The organism is Marinobacter alexandrii (genome assembly GCF_005871205.1).
Taxonomy (GTDB): domain Bacteria; phylum Pseudomonadota; class Gammaproteobacteria; order Pseudomonadales; family Oleiphilaceae; genus Marinobacter; species Marinobacter alexandrii.
This window is the reverse complement of record NZ_SWKM01000012.1, coordinates 134,493-149,958: the sequence shown is the minus strand read 5'-3', so window position 1 is coordinate 149,958 and position 15,466 is coordinate 134,493. Positions and strand designations below refer to the sequence as shown.

Sequence of the window (15,466 nt, the reverse complement as noted above, 5' to 3'; positions counted from 1 at the left end):
TCCTGGTCAGATGATGTATACGAAGATGAACAACCCCAACCAGACCACGTCCACGAAGTGCCAATACCAGGCTGCGGCTTCAAATCCAAAGTGGTTTTCAGCGGTAAAATGACCCTTGTTGATGCGTAGCAGCATGATGATGAGCATCAGTGAGCCGAGCAGGACGTGGGCGCCGTGGAAACCCGTAAGCATGAAGAACGTGCTGCCATAAATCCCAGATGCCAGAGTTAAGTCCAGATCGCGATAGGCGTGGATGTACTCGTAGCCCTGAACAAACAGGAACACCAGGGCAAGAGCGATGGTCAGGCCGAGCCAGAGCTTGGTTTTTGCTCGATTGCCAGCCTTCAAGGCATGGTGGGCAATAGTAACGGTAAATGAGGAGGTCACCAGCAATATGGTATTAACCAAGGGCAGGCCCCAGGCACTGATGACCTCTTTGGGTCCGGGGAAAGCCTCAGGATTCGGGTTTTCTACCAGTGGCCAGGCTGCCCGGAAGCCGTCCCAAAGCATGGCCGAACTGCCCCGGTCACCTTCACCGCCCAGCCAGGGCACGGCAAACACCCGAACGTAAAACAGGGCGCCAAAGAACGCGGCAAAGAACATCACTTCCGAGAAAATGAACCAGCTCATGCCCCAGCGAAAGGACCGATCCATCTGATCACTGTAGAGCCCGGCCCGGCTTTCCTGGATGACATTGCCGAACCAGCCAAACAGCATATACGCCATAATCACGGCACCTATCATGAACAGGAACCAGGAGCCGTCAGTGCTCTCGCCCTGCTTGCTGTTCACCATGATCGATGCCACCCCGTAGAGGGTTAAACCCAGGCCGACGGTGGCAATGATCGGCCATTTGCTCTGTTCCGGAACGTAGTAGCTCTGGTTATCCGCCATGACAATCTCCGATGGCTTAGCCGTTTTCGTTTGTTGTTGTGATGGGTCGATCCATGTCTGACACCGTGGCCGTTTTACTCTGATCGTAGAGCGTGTAGGACAGGGTCAGCTTGGTTATGTGCTCGGGCAGATCCCGGTCAACGATAAACACCAGCGGCATCTCTGTGCTTTCACCCGCCGCCAGGGGTTGCTGGTTAAAGCAGAAACACTCGGTCTTATGGAAATACAGGGTGCCTTCGGACGGCGACAGGCTCGGAACTGCCTGGCCTACCATCGCTGCACCGGTCGGGTTCTGGGCGAAGAAGGCGACGGTGACCAGCTCACCGGGATGAACGTCGATGCTCCGGGTGACCGGCCGGAAGGTCCAGGGCATGCCCGGACCGTTCTGGGCCAGGAACTGCACCTGCACCGTGCGGGTGACATCGGCCTCGGCCGCCGCTACTGCCTCGTAGCGGCCACCGGTCTTGCCGTTGATGCCGGTGATTTCGCAGAACACGTCGTACAGCGGCACCAGGGCAAAGCCAAAGGCAAACATGCCCACCACCCCGGCCAGGCACCAGGACACCACCCGCGCATTGGTGCGGGGGCGTGCTTCGGCTTCCGGAGTGCGCTCGTCCATCTCGGGCCTCGCCTACTTCACTTCCGGGGGCGTGGCGAAGGTGTGGTAAGGCGCGGGGGACGGTACCGTCCACTCCAGGCCTTCGGCACCATCCCAGGGCTGGGCGGCAGCCGCCTTACCACCACGAACGCATTTCACCACAATGAACAGGAACAGCAGCTGGGTAGCCCCGAACATGAAGGCGCCGACACTGGAGACCATGTTGAAATCGGCGAACTGCAGGGCGTAATCCGGAATCCGCCGCGGCATGCCCGCCAGCCCCAAGAAGTGCATAGGGAAAAATGCCAGGTTCATGCCGATGAACGACAGCCAGAAATGGGTCTGGGCCAGAGTCTCGTCGTACATGTGGCCAGTCCACTTGGGCAGCCAGAAGTAGGCGGAGGCAAAGATGCCGAAGATCGCGCCGGGCACCAGCACGTAGTGGAAGTGCGCCACCACAAAATAGGTGTCGTGGTACTGAAAGTCAGCCGGGGCAATGGCCAGCATCAGACCGGAGAAACCACCGATGGTGAACAGGATCACGAAGGCAACCGCAAACAGCATGGGGGCCTCGAAGCTGAGCGCACCGCGGAACATGGTGGCCACCCAGTTAAATACCTTCACCCCGGTGGGCACGGCAATCAGCATGGTGGCGTACATGAAGAACAGCTGGCCGGCGATGGGGATGCCCACGGTGAACATGTGGTGAGCCCAGACCACGAACGACAGCAGGGCGATGGCACCCACCGCGTACACCATGGAGGCGTAGCCAAACAGCGGTTTTCGGGAGAACGCCGGGATGATGTGGGAGACCGCGCCGAAGGCGGGCAGGATCATGATGTAGACCTCGGGGTGGCCGAAGAACCAGAACACATGCTGGAACAGCACCGGGTCGCCGCCGCCGGAGGCGTCAAAGAAGCTGGTGCCGAAGTTGATATCCATCAGCATCATGGTGACCACACCCGCCAGCACCGGCATCACCGCAATCAGCAGGAACGCGGTGATCAGCCAGGTCCAGACGAACAGGGGCATTTTCATCAGGGTCATGCCCGGGGCACGCAGGTTCAGAATGGTGGCAATGACGTTGATCGCGCCCATGATCGAGGAGATCCCCATGATATGGACGGCGAAGATAAAGAAGGTGGTACTCGGCGGGCCATAGGTCGTCGACAGGGGTGCGTAGAAGGTCCAGCCGAAGTTGGGCGCACCGCCTTCCATGAACAGGGTTGAAACCAGGATCAGGAAGGCACAGGGCAGCAGCCAGAAACTCCAGTTGTTCATCCGCGGCAGCGCCATGTCGGGGGCACCGATCATCAGCGGCAGCATCCAGTTGGCCAGGCCGACAAACGCCGGCATGACCGCCCCGAACACCATGATCAGTCCGTGCATGGTGGTCATCTGGTTGAAGAATTCCGGTTGCACAATCTGCAACCCGGGCTGGAACAGTTCGGCCCGAATGACCATCGCCATGGTTCCACCGAGCAGGAACATGGCAAAACTGAAGATCAGGTACATGGTACCTATATCTTTGTGGTTGGTGGTCAACAGCCAGCGGCTGAAGCCTTTAGCCGGGCCGTGATGATGATCCTGGGCGTGGGTATCTGCAACCGCACTCATGAAAACCCCCGTTACCGCCATTTATTGTGGCTGGTGATATCTGTTATCTGGCGTTGATTACTGCTCGTTCTTGTAATCAAAGATCTCTTTGGGCGTGACCATCTCGCCGGTGTTATTACCCCAGGCATTACGCTCGTAGGTAATCACCGCGGCCAGGTCGACCTCGCTCAGCTGATTGCCGAAGGCCTGCATAGCAGTACCGGACTTGCCGTTAACCACGATATCGATGTGGGCGGCCATGTCCTCGATGGCAATCTTGCTACCCTTGAGGGCCGGGAAGGCCGGGGGCGCACCGCTGCCGTCCGCCTGGTGACAGGCCGCGCAGGCGGTCTGATAGGCTTTCTCGCCGCGCTCCATCAGCTCGGCCATGGTCCAGTCTTTCTGGGTCAACTCACGCTCTTTTTCGGCCGCAACTTTCTGCTCCGCCACCCAGGTGTCGTATTCCTCCTGGGGCACCGCCTTGACCACCACCGGCATGAAGCCGTGGTCCTTGCCGCAAAGTTCGGTGCACTGGCCACGATAGGTGCCGGGCTCGTCGACCCGGGTCCAGGTTTCGTTGATGAAGCCGGGGATGGCGTCTTTCTTGACGCCAAAGGCCGGCACCCACCAGGAGTGGATCACGTCATTCGCCGTCACCAGGAAACGTACTTTCTTGCCCACGGGGATGATCAGGGGGTTATCCACTTCCAGCAGGTAGTTCTTACCTTTGGCCTGCCGGTTGTTGATCTGGTCACGAGGTGTGGAGAGATTGGAGAAATAGCCAAAATCTTCATCGATGTATTCGTACTGCCATTTCCACTGATAGCCGGTGACCTTGATGTCGACATCGGATTCAGTGGTGTCGTACATGTCCACCAGGGTGGCGGTGGCCGGAATCGCCATTACCACCAGGATGACAAAGGGGATGATCGTCCAGAGAATCTCCACCAGCGTGTTCTCGTGAAAATTCGCAGGCTTGTAACCCTGGGATTTTCGATGGGCGAAGATGGACCAGAACATGACTCCGAACACCACGACGCCAATGGCGACACAGATCCAGAGAATGATCATGTGAAGGCTGAATATTTCGTTACTGGTGCCGGTCACCCCGGGGGTCATGTTCAACGTCCAGTCCGCCAGGGACACGGCCGGGAACATCAGACCACCTAACAGGGCACCTGCCCGCTGAGCGTGCACGCGCATACTGTGTCTCCACAGAGTGTTATTCTTGTCGGATTTGCGTTATCCCACTGATTTTTCGGGCGCTCGCATACACCCTGGAATCAGTGTGGAAGCCTGCTTATGGATACCTCAGAAACGAGTATAGACACAGATCCGAAAAAGGCTAAAAAATCAGTTAAATCCAAAAATGCTAACCACGCATTTCTAAAAAACAGAGCGATATAGGATGTTCCACCTGCCCGCCATTGACCGACGCCTCTGGGCCCTGGCCTGGCCCCTGATGCTAACCAATCTGACCGTCCCGCTGCTCGGCCTGGTGGATACTGCCGTGCTGGGCCACCTGGACAGTCCGGAATACCTCGGCGCGGTAGCCGTCGGCGCCAACCTGTTCAGCATCCTGTACTGGACTTTTGGCTTCATGCGCATGGGCACAACCGGCCTGGCGGCCCAGGCCTGGGGCAAGCGCGACCGGTTTGGTCAGGTCGCCCTGCTGCTGCGCTCGGTGCTGCTGTCGGTGGCCATCGGGCTGTTGCTGATCCTGTTGCACCAGCCGCTGATTGGCCTGGGCCTGAATCTGATGAACCCCAGCCCGGACGTCAGCAGCCTGGCCGCCGAGTACGCCGCCATCCGGATCTGGAGTGCGCCGGCGGTGCTGTGCCAGTACACCCTGGTGGGCTGGCTGATCGGCACCCAGTTCGCACGCGGCCCGATGATCATGCTGATCGTCGCCAATGGCCTGAACATTGTGCTGGATATCCTGTTTGTTACCGGCCTGGGCTGGAACAGCCGGGGCGTTGCCATCGCCACAGTGATTGCCGAATACGGCGCCGCCGGCATCGGTTTTGCCATCGTGCTGACCCGGCTGCCGGAAGACCAGCGTCTGACCCGGGCCCTGTTCGGCCAACTGAGCGACTACCTGGCCATTCTCCAGGTCAACCGGTTCATCATGGTTCGCACCATTGCCCTGCTATTGGTGCTGGCGTTTTTTACCGCCCAGGGCGCCCGCCAGGGCGACACCATCCTGGCCGCCAACGCGGTGCTGCTGACCTTCCTGCTGCTCATCTCCAATGCCCTGGATGGCTTTGCCAATGCCGCCGAGGCCCTGATTGGTGAAGCCATCGGCAAGGGCAGTCGGATTCGGTTCCGGGCGGTGTTCCGCAGTGCCCTGCGCTGGTCGCTCTGGGGCGCCCTGTTGCTGACCGTGGTGTTTGTCGCGGGGGGACGAGGGCTGATTGCCCTGCTGACTGGCATCGAAGAGGTGCGCACTACCGCCTGGCAATACCTGCCCTGGCTCTGGCTGCTGCCGTTTGCCGCGGTCTGGGGTTTTCTACTGGACGGTATTTTCATCGGTGCCACGCGCACCCGGGACATGCAGAACACCATGCTGTTTTCGGCGCTGGTGGTGTTCCTGCCGGTGTGGTGGCTCACCACCGGTTGGGGCAACCACGGCCTGTGGTTTTCACTGATCTGCCTGATGCTGGCACGGGCGTTCAGCATGGGCTGGTTGTGCTGGTCCCACAGCCGACATCAGCGCTGGTTTGAACGCGCCTGAACACCCGGCCGGAGCGTAATAACGGGCACCTGTTTTTTCCTGACATTGCACCGGCAAGGCCCGAAATGTCGACTACACTTGTCGGAAATGGCAGGCCTGTAGTGGATCGTCCGCCGCTGCTTACCTACCCATATAAGGTATTCGGACAACGGGAGGGGCCTTGCGACCTCAATTCGTTAAAACATCGGCATCTCCTGGCATGACACCACAGGTGGTTCTCGAGATCATTGATCAAGCACGACGCAAGGAAGCACGTTCTGGCATCTTTCTCCACCAACTCAGGGAGAAGGCGGCCTGCCTGCCTTCGTCCGTGACTATTGACGGCTATCAACCGGCCACGTCGCTGTTCCAGTTTGCGGTGGAATACATTGAGATGGCGCCCCGCCTGATCGAATGTGTCGAAGCCTGCGCCCGGGAAGCAGGCAAGGCCGAGCTGTTCGCCCCCTTTGTGGATGCGGCCACCCAATACTTCACACGGCCGTCGGCGCTGATTGTGAAATACGACGGTCTCGATGGCTTACTGATTCGGGCTTATCTGTGCCACCGCCTGATGGAGGAAATGTACGAGAACAATCGCTCCATTCGCGCCAGCGATTTGGTGGATATCGAGGCCACCCGTGCTAACCTACTGACCCATCAGCTTATTGGCGAACCCTTCTCAAATGAGCTGGACGATGCAATCACCGTCACCGTGCTCCAGATCGCCGGTACGCCTGACTACTATGAGCTGAACCTGGATCCGTTCGTAGAACAGGTAAACAACGCCGCCTGGGACTGGATGCGGCATTACTGGGAAAATTTACTGGTTCGGAACCACATTCGATTTTCCCTGGGGTCAGGAATAGCCTGATAGGTTCAGAGGATTCATGAGAAAAGTAACAGCCGCAGTGCTGGCGTTCTTGTTGTGGCCCATGTCGGCACTGGCAGCTAATCTGAGCCTCACCATCACCGCCTCAGACGACAACACACCGGTCGCCGATGCCGTAGTTTATCTGGACCGAGTCGATGAGGTGGTCCCGGTAACCGCCGAAATCTACCAGAAAGATCGCGAATTCCACCCCAAGATCCTGATCCTGCCGGTCGGTTCACAGGTCGAATTTCCCAACCGCGACAACACCCAGCACCACGTGTACTCGTTTTCCCCGGCGAAAACCTTCAACATAGAGCTGTATGCTGGAAAGCCCCAGGTTCCGGTGCTGTTCGACCAGCCAGGTATTGTTGAACTGGGCTGCAACATTCACGACCACATGCAGGCGTTCATCGTGATCAGCCAAACCGCTGCTATTGGCCAAACTGATGTCACCGGCCGCGTAACCCTACCGGTGACGGCCGCTGAGCCGGTAACACTCAAGATCTGGCATCCGCGCCTGCCGGACAATACCCAGCCAATTACCCGGACTTGGGATAGCGGCAGCGAACACTCACTGTCCATTGATCTGGTTCCTGAGCCTGAAATGGACGACTCCATAAACCTTTTGCAACGGCGCTTCCAAGAGCTTTGATGAAACTGCAGACATACATGGGCTTTAGGGGCCGATTGATCGCCGTCATGATTGCACTGGTGGTCGTAGTCAGCCTGATCATGGCCGCCCTGTTCATGATCTACTTGTTTGAAGACGAAAAGAGTCGCGCCAACGAGCAACTAACCATCGGCGAACGAATGTCTCGTGAAATTCTGGACCGCAGAACCGAACTGATCCTGTCGCGACTCAGAGTGGTGGTTCAAGATTTTGGCTTTCGCTCAGCAGTAGCCAGCGGTGATCCAGACACCATTTACAGTGCCCTGGAAAACCACAGCCGGCGTGCCCAAGCTGATTTTTCGGTGCTGATCGACAACGACGGCGCACTGATAGCCTCCACTGTGAAACAGAAGTCCCCGGAGATGCGCGACGCTCTCATCAGTCTCGGAACCAGCCAGGGCATTGACCGCGCCTTCGCTTACCTGGATGGTCGAGGCTATGAGGTATTAGAGGTCCCAGTTGAGGGCGCCGGACTTCGGGCCCGGCTAGTTGCCGGCTTTGCCCTCGATCAATCGCTGGCGCTGGTTATTGCCCGCCTGAGTGGGACCCAAGTCACATTCCGGGCGCGTCCCGACAGCAACACACCCTATGAGGTCATTGCCACCACCTCGGCAGATGACATGGACATTGAGAACGAGCTGGCCGAAAGCACCGACAACCCGGGAATGCTGCTGAATCGTCAGCACTATTTCAGCCGCGCCATTGATCTTGGGAACTCCAACACCGGCGATATCCAGGCGGTGTTAATGATTAGCCGGCAAGCCACCCTTGAGAACTATTACACCCGAGCCAAGGTTATCGCCCTTTTTGTAGGTGGCATCCTGGTGCTCGCCATCGTTCTGGCTCTGATTATCGCCCGCATGCTCGGCAAGCCAGTGTTGCAGCTGGCCGACTATGCCCGCGCCGTAGGCGATGGCCAGAATCCGACTCCGCCCGATATCCGCACCGGAGGGGAATTGAAACAATTGCGAAATGCCCTTCGTGACATGCTGGTCCGACTGCGGGAGCGGGAAGCTCAAATTCGGTATGCTGCCACCCACGATGACGTAACAGGCCTCGGCAACCGCAACGCGCTGATGCAGTCGGCTCAGGCCCTGTTCGAGAACGGTGAGGCCTGCACGCTGATCGGAGTTCAGTTGAACGACCTGGCCGATATCAACGACACCCTTGGCCTGGAGTTTGGTGACGCTGTGCTCGTAGGCGTTGGCCGACGCTTAAGCAAAGAACTCCCCGATGCTCGAATGATTGCACGGACCGGGGGAGGTGAATTCCTGGCCTTGGTGCCAGCAAGCAGTCCAGAGCAAGTCGATGCCCTCGCTCGACACCTCTTACACATGGTCCAGTCACCCCAACAAATCAACAACAGCCCATTTTCAGTACGCGCCATCATGGTCACTATGGAATTACCTGCCGACGCGTCCAACACTAACGAACTGCGCCGGCGCCTGAACCTGACCTTCGAGCAAGCTGAGGATCACCCGGAGCCCGTTACCCGGTACCACCCAGGCCAGGACGAAAGCCACCTGCGTGAACTGCAGCTGACCGCCGATTTGCACACCGCCATCAGCAATCGTGGCCTGCACATGAACTACCAGCCTAAGCTGGACCTCCGAACCGGTGAACTGGTTCAGGTTGAGGCTCTGGTGCGTTGGATTCACCCGGAGCTCGGTTTTGTCTCCCCGGAGGAGTTCATTTTCCTGGCTGAGCAGTCTGGTCAGATTCACGACCTGACCGCCCATATCCTTGAGCGCGTCGCCGAGGACGCACGGGCCTGGGCCGGGCAGGGTGTCGACGCCGGTGTCGCCATCAACCTGTCGGCCATGGACCTGACCTGGCCGGAGCTGACCGATCACCTCACCAAGGCCTTCGCCAACTGGCACCACGGCATGGAACGAATCACCCTGGAGGTGACGGAAAGTGCCCTGATGAAGGATCCCGAAGAGGCCATGGCGACCCTAAACCGGCTCAAAGCACTGGGCATGACCCTGTCAGTGGACGATTTCGGCACCGGTTACTCCTCCCTGTCACAGCTGCGCAAGCTACCGGTGCAGGAGCTGAAAATCGACAAATCCTTTGTCCTGAACCTGGACACCGAACCCCAGGACCAGCTGATCGTGAAGTCGACCATCGACATGGCCCATGGTCTGGGCCTGAAAGTGGTGGCCGAGGGCATCGAGAACCTGGCCGCCTGGCAGCTGCTGCAACAGTGGCGGTGTGATCTCGCCCAAGGCTTCTATCTGTGCCGGCCGGTGCCTGCTAACCAGTTGGTCGAAACCGCCCAGGCGCTGGCGACCCGCCGCCAGGACTTAACTGCACACCTGCTGGAAGATCATTGATGACCTACCGCCTGCTCATGCTGGCCATGGTTGTATCCCTTGCCTGCCCATCCGCGTCCGCCGCCATTGGCAGCCGAATCTGGGCCACCGGTGGCGTATCCACCATCGAAGGCAGCGCCGGCGGTGGTCTGGTGCCCTGGGCCCTGTTAGGCAGTTACGCCAGTGATCAGGAGTGGGGCGGCACCCTCGCGCTCAGCCGGGCCGAAACCGACGACTACAGCCTGTCGGTCACCGGCGCCGGGCTGAACTGGAACAACCGGGTTGAGCTGACCCTGGCCCGCCAATCCCTGGATCTGGATGCGCTTGTGTTCGCCCTGAAGGATGGCTTTGACCTGGAGCAGGATGAGCTCAATCAGGACATTATCGGTGCCAAGGTGCGACTGGTCGGCGACGTACTGTACAGTCCCTGGGGACAATGGAGTGCCGGCATTCAGTACAAGCGTCAGCGCGATTTTACCGTGCCCGAGGCCATCGGCGCCCGGGATGACAGTGGTACCGACGTGCTACTTAGCGCCAGCAAGCTGTTTTTCGCCGCGGTATTCAATCGCAACCTGCTGGTGAACGGGACCGCCCGTGCCACCAAGGCCAACCAGGGCGGCCTGCTGGGCTTTGGCGGCGATCGCAATAACGGTTATGAGGTGATGGCGGAGGCCAGTGTCGGAGTGTTCGTAAACCGCCAATGGCTAGTGGGCGCTGAGTACCGACAAAAGCCCGACAACCTGAACTTTGCCAGCGAGGACGATTGGTGGGACCTTTTTGTAGCCTGGGTCCCGGACCGTCGAATGGCGGTAACTGTCGCCCTGATTAATCTGGGCGACATCGCCACACTGGACGACCAGCAGGGCCTGTACCTGTCGCTGCAGGGGAGTTTCTGACATGCGCCAATACACTACACCGTTGTTCACCCCTCTATTCCGCCGTGCCCTGATGCTGATCGCCGGATTTGCCCTGGCCGGCTGCCAGGGCATGAACACCACCCCCGCACCGGCGATCGACACTGACACCAGTACCGGCACCAGCGCCGAACCGACGCTGTATCAGCAGTTGGGCGGGCGGGCTGGACTGGCACAGATTGTCGAGGACCTGCTCTACCTGATCGTGGACGACGAGCGCATCAACCACCAGTTCAAGGGCGTGAACGTGGCCCAATTCCATAGTCACCTGACCGATCAGCTGTGCCAGCTTAGCGGCGGCCCCTGTACCTACAGCGGTCGGTCCATGCGGAAAGTCCACGCCGACATGGCAATCACCGAGACCCAGTTCAATGCCCTGGCGGAGAACCTGATCCTGGCCATGGAGCAGAACGAGGTCGGCACCGGCGCCCAGAACCGCCTGTTGAAACGACTAATTCCGATGCACCCCGACATTCGTAATCTGTAAGCCGCCCCCACAACCGGGTATGCTTGCGCCCCTTCACACACTGACACTGGGAGACCCTGACCTTGCTGGAAAATGTCGATCTGGGAAAACTGATCATTCGCCTGACTCTGGGCGGGCTCATGCTGTTCCACGGCGTCGCCAAACTGCTTAATGGTATCGGCTTCATTGAAGGCGAGCTGGTTAGCCATGGCTTACCCGCGATCCTGGCCTACGGCGTGTTCATCGGGGAGTTACTGGCACCGCTGATGGTAATCCTGGGTTATCACACCCGTATTGGCGCGCTGCTGATCATCTTCAACATGCTGGTTGCCATAGCCCTGGTGCATGGTCATCAGTTGCTGACACTGGGCAGCAACGGCGGCTGGGCACTGGAACTGCAAGGTTTCTTTCTGTTCACCGCGGTCGCGGTCATTTTCCTTGGCCCGGGCCGCTACAAACTGAAAAACTGAGGCTGCTATTGATCGCCCGCGGACACCGTACGAAGTCCGCGGTAGGTCATCACCCGATTCCGTCCGGCGCCCTTGGCGCCATAGAGCGCGGCATCGGCACGGCGGATCAACTCACCCGAGGACTCATCCTGGGTGGGCACAACGGTGGCAACGCCAATACTGACGCTGAGACTGACCGCCGTCTCCTGGGCGCCCGGGTACACCGTGGCGTTCTCCACCGCCTGCCGAAGCCGCTCCGCCACGCGCTCGGCACCCTCTGCCGGGGTGGCCGGTAACAGCACCGCAAACTCCTCACCACCATAGCGCGCAAGCAGGTCTCCGGAACGCTGGATTTCGTTGGCGCATATGGCGGCAACGGTAATCAGGCAGTCATCCCCCACCAGGTGACCATAGCGGTCGTTTACTGACTTGAAGTAATCGATGTCCAGCAGCAACAGACTGATGGGCAACCCTTGGCGACCAACCCGGCACCACTCCTCCTTCAGACGCCCATCGAACTGGCGCCGGTTGGCGACCTGGGTCAGGCCATCGGTCAGGCTGATCGCTTCCAGCCGGCGATTGGCCCGCTCCAGTTCCTCGGTGCGCTCCCGAACCCGCTCCTCCAGCGTCTGGTTGGCCTGACGCTGAATACCCAAAGCCCGTTCCTGGGCCCGGAGCCGGCGCTGGCGTTCGAGATTGATCCGGTAGGCCAGGGCAAACGACAGCAGGATGACCTCGACGGCGACGCCAATCTGGGGCCCGAATTCAGTCAGGAAAGTCGTCGGCAGGTAGCCCAGCTTGCTGACGGCCAGAATCAGGTGGCCCAGCAACAATGGTGCCCAAGCCAGCACATAGATGCCCGCCAATCTCTGGCCTCGAGACCAGACGTAAATGCCAATAAACCAGGCGGCCGGGGTGGCGATAGCCGCCAGTACCGCAACCAGGGTGATGGCTGTCTGGTAAGCGCCAAAGGCGCCGATCACAATGCCGATCCCGGCACCCACCATCAAGACCTGGAGGAACCGGTAGCTGGCCTTGCTGTAGCGGGACACCGCCAGAAACTGGAGACTGAACACCAGCGCCGCGATCATGGTCAGGCCGGTGAGCGGAATGGTGACGTATCGGTTCAGCCCCGGCAATTCCGGCCACAACCACTGGAACAGAATGCCTTTGAAATGCAGGTGAACCAGTCCGGACAGCACCACGGTCAGCACGTACCATAAATAGGTGGGCTGCCGGATAATGGCGAACAGAAACAGGTTGTACAGCGCCAGCGCCACGATAATGCCCAGGAACATGGTCTGCCAGCCATAGGACAGTTGTTCACCGGCCAGGAACTCAGCTGCGGTTTCGACCTCCACCGGCACCTGAACCGCGCCTTGGGTTTTCACCCGCACGTAGGCGGTAATCGGTTCGGTGTTGGAAGGTACCGGAAAGACGAAATTACGATGGTCCACCGGACGATTGGAAAAAGGCCGGGCATCGCCGGTTTCGTAGCTACGGATGACTCGGCCGTTGAGCACCCAGAACAGGTCCACCTCATCCAGCAGCGGGTAGCTGATCTCCAGCACCTGATTCTCCGATTCCGGGGCCACCACCACCTGAATCCAGTAGGTGCTGTCACTGAATCCGAGGTTCAGCCCGCGACCAGCACCAATCGATTGCCATCGATCGGGCTCCCGGGCCAGGACCTCATCGATATTCGATAGCTGGCCGGCATCCTGGAACCAGCGAATGACCGCAGCGTCAGCATTGGCCTGGTTCACGCTCAACAGCGCGACCAGTGCCAACCAAAACAGGGCGACGGGATTAGCGGTGTGCTTCATAGACAGGTTCCGGTTTTCGGGCCCAATGCCTTAAACTACACTGCGTGGGCCCTAAACAAGTTTTAGCGCGTCCGCTCAGGATGTGTTGTTAGTCTAGACCCTCGGGGCGATACCGTCCCGTGTCCGCCGTTCCAATCCGGTTTGTTTTCAAAGAGGCCGCACATGACCGATCCCCGACACCCGATCCAACCCGGTCGCTACCGCCACTACAAGGGTAAGGACTACCAGGTCATCGACCTGGCACGGCACAGTGAAACCGAAGAATGGCTGGTGGTTTATCGCTGCCTGTACGGCGATCACAGCCTCTGGGTCCGCCCCCTGTCCATGTTTCGGGAAACCGTGGAACTGGCCGGTGAGCAGGTGCCCCGGTTTTCCCGCATCGGTGACGACTGAGGGCGCCACCCCGCTTTGACTGTAGCCGTCATTTCCTGCACATTAGCCCGCTTTTCGTGAACCCGGTCCCCTGAACGGACCGGACAAACCTGTTATTCCTATTCGGAGTCTGCCATGAATGCCGTTGTTGCCGCGGTTGCGATCATGCTCGTCCTGAGTTTGAGCCGCATCCACGTTGTTGTTGCCCTGATCATTGGTGCCATTTCCGGCGGTCTGATTGCCGGCATGTCGCTGGAAGCCACCATTGAAGCCTTCAACAGTGGCCTCGGCGGCGGCGCCACCGTAGCCCTGTCCTATGCCACCCTCGGTGCCTTTGCCGTTGCCATTGGCAAGTCCGGCCTGGCCCACGCCCTGGCTGATCGCGCCCTGGCTCTGGTTGGCAGGCATGAAGATGGTTCAGCCGTCACCGGCATGCGGTTCCTGATCATTGGCCTACTGCTGGCGATTGCCATCTCGTCCCAGAACATCCTGCCGATCCACATTGCCTTCATTCCGCTGGTGGTTCCGCCGCTGCTGTACGTGATGGCCAAACTGAACATGGACCGCCGCCTGATTGCCTGCGTACTGACCTTCGGCCTGATCACCCCGTACATGTTCCTGCCCATCGGCTTTGGTGGCATCTACCTGAACGAAATCCTGGTTGCCAAAATCAATGCCAACGGCGTCGACGCCTCTGATCTGAACGTGATGAAGGCCATGGCACTGCCGGCGCTGGGCATGCTCTGCGGCCTGTTGATAGCGGTCTTCTTCAGCTACCGCGGAGGCCGTAACTACGATATGGACGTACTGGCAAAAGCCGAGCGTGTCGACGCCAGCTACAGCCCGCGAACCCTGGTGATGGCACTGGTCGCCATTGTCACCGCATTCGTGGTACAGCTCTGGCTCGGCTCGATGATCCTCGGCGCCCTGGCCGGTTTCGTGCTGTTCAACCTGTCCGGGGTAGTGCGCTGGAAAGAAGCCGATGACCTGTTCACCGAGGGCATGAAGATGCTGGCGATGATCGGCTTCATCATGATCGCCGCCTCCGGCTTTGCCGAAGTCATGCGCGAGACCGGTGAAATCGCCACCCTGGTGGACAGCTCCGTCGCCACCATTGGCGAGAACAAGGCCCTGGCGGCCCTGCTGATGCTGGTAGTCGGCCTGCTGATCACCATGGGTATTGGCTCGTCCTTCTCGACCATTCCCATCATCGCCGCCCTGTACGTGCCGCTGGCCCTGCAACTGGGCTTCAGCCCCCTGGCCATCGTCGCCCTGGTCGGCACCGCCGGCGCCCTGGGTGATGCCGGCTCCCCGGCCTCCGATTCCACCCTCGGCCCTACGGCTGGCCTAAACGTCGACGGCCAGCACAACCACATCTGGGACACCGTGGTGCCCACGTTCCTGCACTACAACCTGCCGCTGCTGGGCTTTGGCTGGTTGGCGGCTATGGTTCTCTGACCTTGGGCAAATGGTGCTAAAAACGTAGCCTGCTGAATTGGCGGGCTGCGAGGTCGCGGGGGTACTTTTCTTCTGGGAAAAACAACTCGCTTCGCTCAGACATCTTTTTCCCGGCAGAAAAGTACCCCCACACCCTCGTGGTCGGACTACACAAATATGTCTTTGATGATTGAAGCTAAGCTAGGTGGGTATCTGGCGCTGAAAAGTCTTTAAACCAGAGATATCTTGAAAGTCTGACGTGAGGGGGTAGGGGGATTTTTTACCGCCAGAAATGGATGTCTGAGCGCAGCGAGTTCCATTTCCAAGGGAAAAACATCCCCCTGC

Annotated in this window: 14 protein-coding genes; 9 read left to right on the top strand and 5 right to left on the bottom strand. The window is 59.3% G+C overall.

Going from position 1 to position 15,466, the window contains the following annotated elements:
* Window positions 1-6 precede the first annotated feature (6 nt).
* Genes FCS96_RS07670 through coxB form a run of 4 tightly spaced genes read right to left on the bottom strand, consistent with a single transcriptional unit; the run spans window position 7 to window position 4,291 of the window.
* Window positions 7-894, bottom strand: coding sequence for a cytochrome c oxidase subunit 3 (locus tag FCS96_RS07670; RefSeq protein WP_138439777.1), 888 nt, complete (start codon window positions 892-894; stop codon window positions 7-9).
* Between the two features lie 16 nt (window positions 895-910).
* Window positions 911-1,513 carry a cytochrome c oxidase assembly protein gene (locus tag FCS96_RS07665; protein ID WP_138439776.1) on the bottom strand — a complete coding sequence of 201 codons (603 nt, stop codon included), beginning with the start codon at window positions 1,511-1,513 and terminating at the stop codon, window positions 911-913.
* A 12-nt stretch (window positions 1,514-1,525) separates the two neighbouring features.
* On the bottom strand, window positions 1,526-3,109 hold the full coding sequence (gene ctaD / locus FCS96_RS07660) for a cytochrome c oxidase subunit I (RefSeq protein WP_138439775.1): 1,584 nt from the start codon (window positions 3,107-3,109) through the stop codon (window positions 1,526-1,528).
* Between the two features lie 57 nt (window positions 3,110-3,166).
* A complete protein-coding gene (gene coxB, locus FCS96_RS07655; RefSeq protein ID WP_138439774.1) occupies window positions 3,167-4,291 on the bottom strand; it encodes a cytochrome c oxidase subunit II in 1,125 nt (374 codons plus the stop codon).
* Window positions 4,292-4,496: 205 nt separating this feature from the next.
* On the opposite strand from coxB, the gene FCS96_RS07650 reads away from it, so the two are divergent.
* The 7 genes from FCS96_RS07650 to FCS96_RS07620 all read left to right on the top strand — a co-directional run bounded on the left by FCS96_RS07650 (window position 4,497) and on the right by FCS96_RS07620 (window position 11,507).
* Entirely contained in the window at window positions 4,497-5,822 is a 1,326-nt protein-coding gene (locus tag FCS96_RS07650; protein WP_138439773.1) for an MATE family efflux transporter, read from the top strand.
* A 199-nt stretch (window positions 5,823-6,021) separates the two neighbouring features.
* Window positions 6,022-6,672 carry a hypothetical protein gene (locus tag FCS96_RS07645; protein ID WP_138439772.1) on the top strand — a complete coding sequence of 217 codons (651 nt, stop codon included), beginning with the start codon at window positions 6,022-6,024 and terminating at the stop codon, window positions 6,670-6,672.
* Between the two features lie 16 nt (window positions 6,673-6,688).
* Window positions 6,689-7,324 (top strand): methylamine utilization protein, encoded by a 636-nt coding sequence (locus FCS96_RS07640; RefSeq protein ID WP_138439771.1) that lies wholly within the window; start codon window positions 6,689-6,691, stop codon window positions 7,322-7,324.
* Window positions 7,324-9,678, top strand: coding sequence for a putative bifunctional diguanylate cyclase/phosphodiesterase (locus FCS96_RS07635; RefSeq protein ID WP_138439770.1), 2,355 nt, complete (start codon window positions 7,324-7,326; stop codon window positions 9,676-9,678). Before FCS96_RS07640 ends, FCS96_RS07635 begins: the two co-directional genes overlap by 1 nt.
* Window positions 9,678-10,553 carry a DUF3034 family protein gene (locus tag FCS96_RS07630; protein ID WP_138439769.1) on the top strand — a complete coding sequence of 292 codons (876 nt, stop codon included), beginning with the start codon at window positions 9,678-9,680 and terminating at the stop codon, window positions 10,551-10,553. The genes FCS96_RS07635 and FCS96_RS07630 overlap by 1 nt, the downstream gene beginning before the upstream one ends.
* A gap of 1 nt (window position 10,554) precedes the next feature.
* Window positions 10,555-11,058: a group I truncated hemoglobin gene (locus FCS96_RS07625; protein WP_138439768.1), complete on the top strand. Its 504-nt coding sequence runs from the start codon at window positions 10,555-10,557 to the stop codon at window positions 11,056-11,058.
* 62 nt (window positions 11,059-11,120) lie between these two features.
* Window positions 11,121-11,507, top strand: coding sequence for a DoxX family protein (locus FCS96_RS07620; protein WP_138439767.1), 387 nt, complete (start codon window positions 11,121-11,123; stop codon window positions 11,505-11,507).
* 5 nt (window positions 11,508-11,512) lie between these two features.
* Here the strand turns inward: FCS96_RS07620 and FCS96_RS07615 are convergent, their stop codons facing one another.
* Window positions 11,513-13,312, bottom strand: coding sequence for a sensor domain-containing diguanylate cyclase (locus tag FCS96_RS07615; RefSeq protein ID WP_138439766.1), 1,800 nt, complete (start codon window positions 13,310-13,312; stop codon window positions 11,513-11,515).
* Between the two features lie 162 nt (window positions 13,313-13,474).
* Between FCS96_RS07615 and FCS96_RS07610 the strand changes: the two genes are divergently transcribed.
* Together FCS96_RS07610 and FCS96_RS07605 are read left to right on the top strand one after the other, a co-directional pair.
* Window positions 13,475-13,705, top strand: coding sequence for a DUF1653 domain-containing protein (locus FCS96_RS07610; RefSeq protein ID WP_138439765.1), 231 nt, complete (start codon window positions 13,475-13,477; stop codon window positions 13,703-13,705).
* A 114-nt stretch (window positions 13,706-13,819) separates the two neighbouring features.
* On the top strand, window positions 13,820-15,142 hold the full coding sequence (locus tag FCS96_RS07605; protein ID WP_138439764.1) for a Na+/H+ antiporter family protein: 1,323 nt from the start codon (window positions 13,820-13,822) through the stop codon (window positions 15,140-15,142).
* Window positions 15,143-15,466: the final 324 nt, after the last annotated feature.